Annotated in this window: 6 protein-coding genes and 2 pseudogenes; 4 read left to right on the top strand and 4 right to left on the bottom strand. The window is 67.6% G+C overall.

What is annotated here, in order from left to right; genetic code table 11:
• A pseudogene (locus VF697_RS08865) lies at positions 1 to 743 on the top strand (thrombospondin); the annotation flags it as partial.
• 224 nt (positions 744 to 967) lie between these two features.
• Complete coding sequence (locus VF697_RS08860; protein WP_331093231.1) at positions 968 to 1,663, top strand: hemerythrin domain-containing protein; 696 nt, start codon at positions 968 to 970, stop codon at positions 1,661 to 1,663.
• On the opposite strand, the gene VF697_RS08855 is transcribed toward VF697_RS08860, so the two are convergent.
• Positions 1,651 to 1,938, bottom strand: coding sequence for a LysR family transcriptional regulator (locus tag VF697_RS08855; RefSeq protein ID WP_331093229.1), 288 nt, complete (start codon positions 1,936 to 1,938; stop codon positions 1,651 to 1,653). The two genes, VF697_RS08860 and VF697_RS08855, sit on opposite strands and share 13 nt — an antisense overlap.
• A 113-nt stretch (positions 1,939 to 2,051) precedes the next feature.
• Between VF697_RS08855 and map the strand changes: the two genes are divergently transcribed.
• Together map and VF697_RS08845 are read left to right on the top strand one after the other, a co-directional pair.
• Positions 2,052 to 2,813 (top strand): type I methionyl aminopeptidase, encoded by a 762-nt coding sequence (gene map / locus VF697_RS08850; RefSeq protein WP_331093227.1) that lies wholly within the window; start codon positions 2,052 to 2,054, stop codon positions 2,811 to 2,813.
• 94 nt (positions 2,814 to 2,907) lie between these two features.
• The gene (locus VF697_RS08845; RefSeq protein ID WP_331093225.1) at positions 2,908 to 3,441 is read left to right on the top strand and encodes a GNAT family N-acetyltransferase; all 534 of its coding nucleotides are present in this window, start codon (positions 2,908 to 2,910) and stop codon (positions 3,439 to 3,441) included.
• 249 nt (positions 3,442 to 3,690) lie between these two features.
• Here the strand turns inward: VF697_RS08845 and VF697_RS08840 are convergent, their stop codons facing one another.
• The 3 genes and pseudogenes from VF697_RS08840 to VF697_RS08830 all read right to left on the bottom strand — a co-directional run.
• Positions 3,691 to 5,157, bottom strand: a complete 1,467-nt coding sequence (locus VF697_RS08840) for a hypothetical protein (protein WP_331093223.1) — start codon at positions 5,155 to 5,157, stop codon at positions 3,691 to 3,693.
• A 178-nt stretch (positions 5,158 to 5,335) separates the two neighbouring features.
• On the bottom strand, positions 5,336 to 6,796 hold the full coding sequence (locus VF697_RS08835) for a hypothetical protein (protein ID WP_331093221.1): 1,461 nt from the start codon (positions 6,794 to 6,796) through the stop codon (positions 5,336 to 5,338).
• 223 nt (positions 6,797 to 7,019) lie between these two features.
• Positions 7,020 to 7,249: pseudogene (locus VF697_RS08830) on the bottom strand (TldD/PmbA family protein); the annotation flags it as partial.

The raw sequence follows: 7,249 nt of genomic DNA, 5'->3' as shown, positions 1-7,249 counted from the left end.
ATCTCAACAAGTTCAAGCAGTTCTTCGGCACTCGCTCCGAGTTCCCGCCCCCCAGCAACAAGACGGGCAAGCAGATCACCGTGCACGGCATCGTGTGCCCGTCCGGCCAGGCCTGCGGCTGCACCGACACCTCGAAGCCCTGCAACCTCAGCAACAGCACCCGCGAGTACAACCCGCAGCCCGTGAACGGCGTGGCGAAGCTGCGTCACGCCGACGTCGTCAACGTCACCGGTGGCGTGCTCGGCTCCATCAGCGACACCGCCTCCATCCAGGCCTCGATGGATGCCATCATCGACGACGCCATCGGCAACGCGGGCCACAAGACGGGCAAGCCGCCCATCGGCGCGTCCATCAAGGTGGCCCTCGGCGGCGTGCTCAATCCGGCGGCCTGTACGCCGAACAACGTGCCGCGCAGCAACGTCAACGGCTTCGACTTCGACGGCAGCGCGCGCACCCTCTCGCTCTTCGGCGCCTGCCGCCCGTCGAGCAACAACACCCAGGTGGCCGTGTCCTACAGGTACTGGGTGGACGAGGTGAAGGATCCCAACGGCGGCGTGCCGTGCAAGGACGACCCGGCCTACAGCCCCACCGAGGAAGACCACTGCACCGGCGAGAAGCTCGGCTGCGAGGCCAACCAGTGCGTCTGCAAGCCCAACTGCGGCGATAGCTGCCCCACGGGCACCCGGTGCGTCATGCCCACGCCCACCAACCCCGGTTGCTCCTGCCAGCCGGTCATCAACTAGCCGTCCCCGCCGCTGCGAAACCCCCGACCGGGATCCGCGCCTCTTCGGCTCGGACTCCCGGTCGTTTCGTTTCCACCCCCCCGGTCCATGCCTGCATGCCCTCCAGGCTGTCGAGGCCCTCGCCTCGCCCGGTCGCGGCACGCGGCGAGCAGCGTCGCCAACCTTTCGAGCGAACCGGGCCGCGCCCGACGGGTGCTGGCCCTCCAGGGAAAGGAGGGCGTTCAATGGATGCCATTGCGCTCTTGAAGGCGGACCACAAGACCGTGGAGACGCTCTTCCGCAAGTTCGAGCAGGCGGGAAAGAACGCGAAGAAGCTCAAGCGCAAGCTGGTGGACCAGATGGTGCGTGAGCTGGCCATTCACGCGGTCATCGAGGAGATGGTCTTCTATCCAGCGGTGCGCGCCAAGGCGGACAAGCTCGAGGACCTGGTGCTCGAGGCCCTTGAGGAGCACCATGTAGTCAAGTGGACCTTGAAGGAGCTGGAGAACCTGCCACCGGAGGCCGAGCGCTTCGAGGCCAAGGTGAAGGTGCTGATGGAGAACATCCGCACCCACGTGGCCGAGGAGGAGCGCGAGCTGTTCCCCCAGGTGCGCAAGGCCTTCAGTCCGCGCGAGCTCAAGGACATGGCGGAGGCGCTGCTGCTGGCCAAGCGGGCCGCCCCGACGCGGCCCCACCCGCGCGCCCCGGATACGCCGCCGGGCAATCTGGTGGCGGGCGCCGTGTCGGCCGTGCTCGACATGGGCAAGGACGCGCTGCGGGCCGCACGCCGCAAGGCCGAGGGCCTGTCACCCGAGCCCGCCACGCTCGCGGGCAAGCGTCCGCGCAAGACGCGCGCCCGCCAGGACACGGATCGTGAGGACCGGCGGGACGGCCACGGCTCGGTGCAGGAGATGGGGCTCGAGTCCTCCTACTTGATGTGAGGGGGAGGGATAGAGGCGCCGCGGCTGCGCACGGTGTGCACCGCCGCATCCACCTCGGCGAGGATGCGGCGGGCGTGGCCCAGGAACGCCTCGCCCGCGGGCAGCAGGCGCATGCCCCGGGACGTGCGCTCGAAGAGCGGCGTGCCGAGCTCGTCCTCGAGCGTGAGGATGTGGCGGCTGAGGGGAGGCTGGGTGAGGTGGAGCCGGCGCGCGGCACGCCCCACGTGGCCCTCCTCGGCCACCGCGACGAAGGACTGGATGTGCGTGAGACTCACGGCCGGTGAGCTTAGCGCGGACCTGGGCGCCGGTACACGGGGCTCCGTCCTCCCACCTCCATACCCATACAGCATTGGACGCTCCGACAGCGCGGGTGCCACCTTGCCGCGCCATGGGGATTCCATTGTTGAAGGGGACCGAGGTTGAACGCCTGCGCCTCGCGGGACAGGCGGCGGCGGGGACACTGGCTCACGTCGCGGCGCGGCTGGCGCCGGGGGTGTCGACGGCGGACATCGACGCGTGGGTGCGGGAGGACACCGCGCGGCGCGGGGGCACGCCGAGCCAGCTGGGCTACCACGGCTTCCCCGCCACGGTGTGCACCAGCCGCAACCACGTGGTCTGCCATGGCATCCCGCGCGCGGAGGAGCGGCTGGCGCCGGGGGACATCGTCAACGTGGACGTGACCACGTGCCTCAATGGGTTTCACGGGGACACCTCGGCCACGTTCCTCATTGGCGAGGTGTCGGCGGAAGCGCGGCATGTGGTGGAGGTGGCACGCCGGTGCCGGGATGCGGGCATCGCGGTCGTGCGCCACGGGGCGAAGCTGGGAGACATCGGCGCGGCCATCCAGGAGCTGGCACGGGCGGAGGGCTGCAGCGTGGTGGAGGAGTTCGGGGGGCACGGCATCGGCCGCTCCATGCACCTGCCGCCCCACGTGCCTCACGTGGGGAAGCGGGGAACGGGCATCACGCTGCGCTCGGGCATGGTCCTCACCATCGAGCCCATGGTGAACCTCGGGCGCCCGGAGGTGCGGGTGCTGCCGGACAAGTGGACCGTGGTCACACAGGACGGGAGCCTCTCCGCCCAGTTCGAGCACACCATCCTGGTGACGCGCGAAGGCTGCGAGGTGCTCACCCTGCCGGAGCCCGGGTGACGCGCTGGATGCGGACACCGCGAAAGAGGGCTTCTCTTCTTCCCTCGCTCCGGGTAGCCAGGTGCCTCGACCTGCTTCGAGCTGGAGAGCCCGCGTGAACGTGGAGATCCGCTTCCTGGATGCCATTGAAGCGGCGTCCCACCTGGACGCCCTGGTGGAGCTGCTCAGGGACTCCGTGGACAGCGGAGCCTCCGTGGGCTTCCTGCCGCCGCTGGAGACGGCGGAGGCTCGCGCCTACTGGGAGGGCGTGGTGGCGGAGCTGGCCTCTCCCTCGCGCAGTCTGGCCCTGGCCAGGGTGGACGGCCGGGTCGCCGGCACGGCCCAGCTGGTGGAGGCAGACAAGGCCAATGCCCGCCACCGGGCAGAGGTGTCCAAGGTGCTGGTCCATTCGAGCTTCCAACGCCGGGGCCTCGGGGCCGCGCTCATGCGGGCCCTGGAGGAGCGCGCCCGCGAGCGGGGGAAGAGCACCCTGGTATTGGACACCCTGGAAGGGGCTCCCTCCGAGCGGCTCTACCAATCCCTTGGCTGGATTCGGGCCGGGGTGATTCCCCAGTACGCTCAGATCGCCGATGGCTCCCTGCGGAGCACGGTCCTCTATTACAAACTGCTGGGCGCAGTGGGACGGTGAGTTGGATTGACTGGCTGGCGTGGGTTCTCGACGGGAGCACCGCCGGAAACTGCCAGCCGGGAGCCACCTGCTCTTCCGGGGGTCAGGCGTGCTCCCCGAACAGCCCCTGCTGCTCGAGCCTGTCCTGCCGGAGTGCCTCCGGGGCGCTCTGTGACGGCACCACCTCCCGCCCCTGCCGGGCCCTCTTCGACTGACCGGGCCCTTCGCCCGAAGAGCACCCCTTCGGGCGAAGGCGGGTTCTGCCCTTCGCTAGGGAGAGGTGCGGAAGATGAACGCCTCGAAGAAGTCCGAGCTGGGGAGGAGCGTGCCCGTACCGAAGTCCACCGGGGCGAAGAACGCGCCGGTGACCGCGACCTCTCCGTGCCGGGCGACGGCGAGGAAGGCGAAGGGAGCGGCCTGCGCGTCGAAGGTGCGCACCCAGTCTCGCGCGCCATTCACCCGATCGAACTTGCTGATGAAGAAAGAGTTGGCGGGGGTGGCGGGCAGCGGCCCCGTGCCCACGTCATCGCCCGGCAGCGCCGTGCCGATCACCGTCACGTCGTCCTCCAGGTCCGCGCGCACCTGCTGGACCGAGAAGCCAAGAATCCGTCCCCACCGGTCCTCCCCGTCCCGCGTCATCGCGAGCACGAGGCCGCTTCGGTCGGGGCGAGTGTTGGTGAACGTGCGCCCGTCGAACTCGAAGCTGCCGGTGAACTCGCCCACCACCACCACGCGGTTGCCGTGCACGGCGATGTTGCTGAGGCGGATCGCGCCCCTCTCGTCCACTCCCGTCACGTCCTCCAGCGTGCGGGACCAGACGTGCGCGCCGGACGGGGTGAAGCGGGCGACCACGGACAGCTCGGCGCCGGGGCCGGACAGCGTGCCCCCGCCGAAGTCGGCCCTGCCCAGGAAGACGCCCGAGACGTAGACGTGGTTGTCCGAGTCCGTGGCCACGCCCGTGAAGGAGCTGGCGTCTGGCGTATCGAAGACGCGGTCCCACACGTACCCGCCCTCGCGCGTGTACTTCGCGACGAAGGCGCCATCGCCCGTGGACGTGCGGGGACCGCCACCGAAATCCACCCGCCCGTTGATGAGGCCCACCACGAGCAGACGGTCCTCCCCGTCGACCGCCAGCTCCCTGAGGACAACGCGGTCGGCGAGGGACCTTCCCGGGATGTGACGCGCCCAGCGAAAGTCGCCGTCGGAGTCGAATTGCACGATGAACGCGCCCGCCGGTACCAGGCCGCCTCCGAAGTCCACCGGAGCGCTGGTGCTCCCGATGAGGGTGATGTGGCGCCTGTGGTCCGTCACCACCTGGGCGAAGAGCGTGACGGGCTCGTCTCCCAGCTCCTGCGGCTCGCCACCGAAGCCGCGGGCCCAGAGCAAGCGACCCTCCCGTGTGTACTTCACGAGGAATGCGTTGAAGCCATCCGGCTGCGACAGGGGCGGCAGCGGGCCGCTCCCGAAGTCAGGTGTACCCTTGTAGATGCCAATGGCGATGGTGTTGTCGTCCCGGTCGATGGTGATGCCCTGCCCGAGGACCTCCCTCTCCGGAACATTGACGCTGCGGCGCACCCAGAGCGTCCGCCCCTCGCTGCCAACGGCCTGCGCTACCCGGGTCCGAGAGGCGTCTCCTTCGGGCGCCTCCACGGCGCTCGGGCCGCAGCCGACCGAGAACGCTACCAGGGCGAGCAGCACACACCTCGCCCCGCGCATCCACGCAGTTCCTCTTCTCATGGTCCTCCCCCCCTCGCTACACCACGATGTGATTGAGGGTTTCCACGGCCCTCCGCCCGGGCACTCCTGCGCCAGTCGCACGGGCCTGTCCGGAACGGGACGCCCACGAGCCAGGTGACCCGGCACAAGAGCTGTTCGCGGCCTTGTGCAGGCTGGGCAGGGAGACCGTGGGCCTGCCTCAATCCTCCCAGTCCGGTCGTCTCCTCAACTCCTGGGGAAGCTCCTGGGGGAGGTCGTCCCAACTGCTCCAGAAGGCGTAGCTGCTCGGCAGCGCGGTCTGGGCCTTGAACCGCGTGTACCGCCGCTCGAAGCGACGCAGCTCCCAGGGGTCGCTCCCCAGGCCCTCATCCTCGTCCTGGCTACTCACGTAAAGGGAGAGCAGCTTGTGCATCGACGGACACCGCGCCTGCATGCTGGCGAGTTCCTCGCCCAGCTCGTGGCCGCTCATCCCGTGAAGCTTCACGCAGGTGAACTTGAACAAGGGGCTGGTGCCGTTCAGCACGACCGCGTGTTTTTGGATGGCTTGCTCATTCTGCGACAAGATCTGGCTGTACTTCGGGAAGTGCTTCTCGAACAACGCATGGTGGTGCTCGGTCGCGAAGAGGGGATGCTTGAAGAATCTGTTCGTGACCCCCATGGTGTTGAGCCGATCCTTGCGTGACTTGTTCGCGTCGAACCTGAAGACGCCACTGTCGTTGATCAGCCGCCCCTTGCCTTCGATCCAGGGATTGACGAGCTTCGTCCGGGCATAGCGCTCGATGAGGCGCAGCTCGTGCGCGTCCTCGTCCCAGTTCAGGCCATTCTCCCGGACCCGCCACGGGTAGGGCGCCAGGACAGTGGCTCCGTTCTCCGCGAAGAACCCATACGCCAGCTCGTAGGTCAGGTCTCCAATGGGATGCCCATCCACCTGCGACCCCGTCCCATGACTTCCAGGTATCCGCAGGTACTCCATGTGCGCGAAGGCCTGATTGTTCCCGGGATTGGTCACCTCGTTCCGGTTCGAACCATGGGTCGAGAGATAGAGTGTGCACAGCTTGAAGTTGCCTCCATGCATCGGGCCATCGGACAGATCCTCCGCCGCGACAACCCTCACCTGGGTTGCGTTCGGGTAGAGGGTGTCACCAAACGCCCTTCCCGAAGATCCCGTGAAGGAGGTCTGGACCGAGAACTTGCAGGGGTCCAACAGGAACATGTAGACCTCCTTGTCCCTCAAGTCTGGATCCTGCCTCATCAGGTCGGCTATCTCGATGCAGAGGATTGCGCCGCGGCTATGCCCCGCGAGGAAGAAGCGATCGGGGAGGGGGTTGATGGCTTTGATGTCCTCCAGGGTGTCCCGTGCTTTCTGGGACAGCCCCGCTCCCATGAGGGAACCTCTGGAGGTGACCCCCCCGCCCAGGTAGACGCCATCCTTCCCACCAATCTCTTTCGAGCCGACGCCGTCATTGATGTATTTGTAGGCGGTGACCCCGCGCGTATTGTCGATATATTCTTTCGGCGAGATCAGCTTGTTTTTCTTGCGTTTGCTGATGCGGCTCCATTCGAGGGCAGCGCACTGCACGTGCAGCCTGACCAGCAGGTTCGTCGGTTCGTTGCGATTGTGGCTGGTCCCAATGTTGAAACAGTAGAAGTCGACGGTCATGGGCTTTCTCCTGTCTCGGGGGAACGAGCACCCGTCCTCGCGGAACGGTCCCTCTTCGCAACAGGCGCGGCCATTCTACGTCAAACCCTCGGACAGCAGAGCGGAGATGGGGCCGAAAAAGGAGACGGGCCGGAGGCGAGAAAAGCCTCCGGCCCGTAACCCAATGGGCTCAACCACCTGACCGTTCAAAAAGACAGGATTTGGACCTGTCTCCTCCGGGCTCCTACTTCACGTCACCGCTCGCGGTGGTGCTCGAGGCCGGGCTCATCAGGATGGGCGGCCGGTCCTTGCCCTCCATCGCGCGCTGCAGCTCGATCTCCTGCAGCAGCACCGCTGGCGCCACCGTGGACACCGGCACGTTCCCGCTCTCCGCTCCGCAGTACCCGTTGAAGATGCCCGCCTTGCGGCCCGTGGCCATGATCCGGTTGATCGACGACAGCGGCGTCCCGACGA

The sequence above is a fragment of the Archangium sp. genome, from assembly GCF_036388035.1.
GTDB lineage: Bacteria > Myxococcota > Myxococcia > Myxococcales > Myxococcaceae > Archangium.
The sequence above is the reverse complement of the archived record's forward strand: the minus strand, read 5'-3'. Positions and strand labels throughout refer to the sequence as shown.

Excerpts from the sequence above, each read along its gene's own strand:
- VF697_RS08840 (WP_331093223.1), bottom strand. The coding sequence starts at position 5,157 with ATGAGAAGAGGAACTGCGTGGATGCGCGGGGCGAGGTGTGTGCTGCTC.
- map (WP_331093227.1), top strand. The coding sequence starts at position 2,052 with ATGGGGATTCCATTGTTGAAGGGGACCGAGGTTGAACGCCTGCGCCTC.
- VF697_RS08860 (WP_331093231.1), top strand. The coding sequence starts at position 968 with ATGGATGCCATTGCGCTCTTGAAGGCGGACCACAAGACCGTGGAGACG.
- VF697_RS08835 (WP_331093221.1), bottom strand. The coding sequence starts at position 6,796 with ATGACCGTCGACTTCTACTGTTTCAACATTGGGACCAGCCACAATCGC.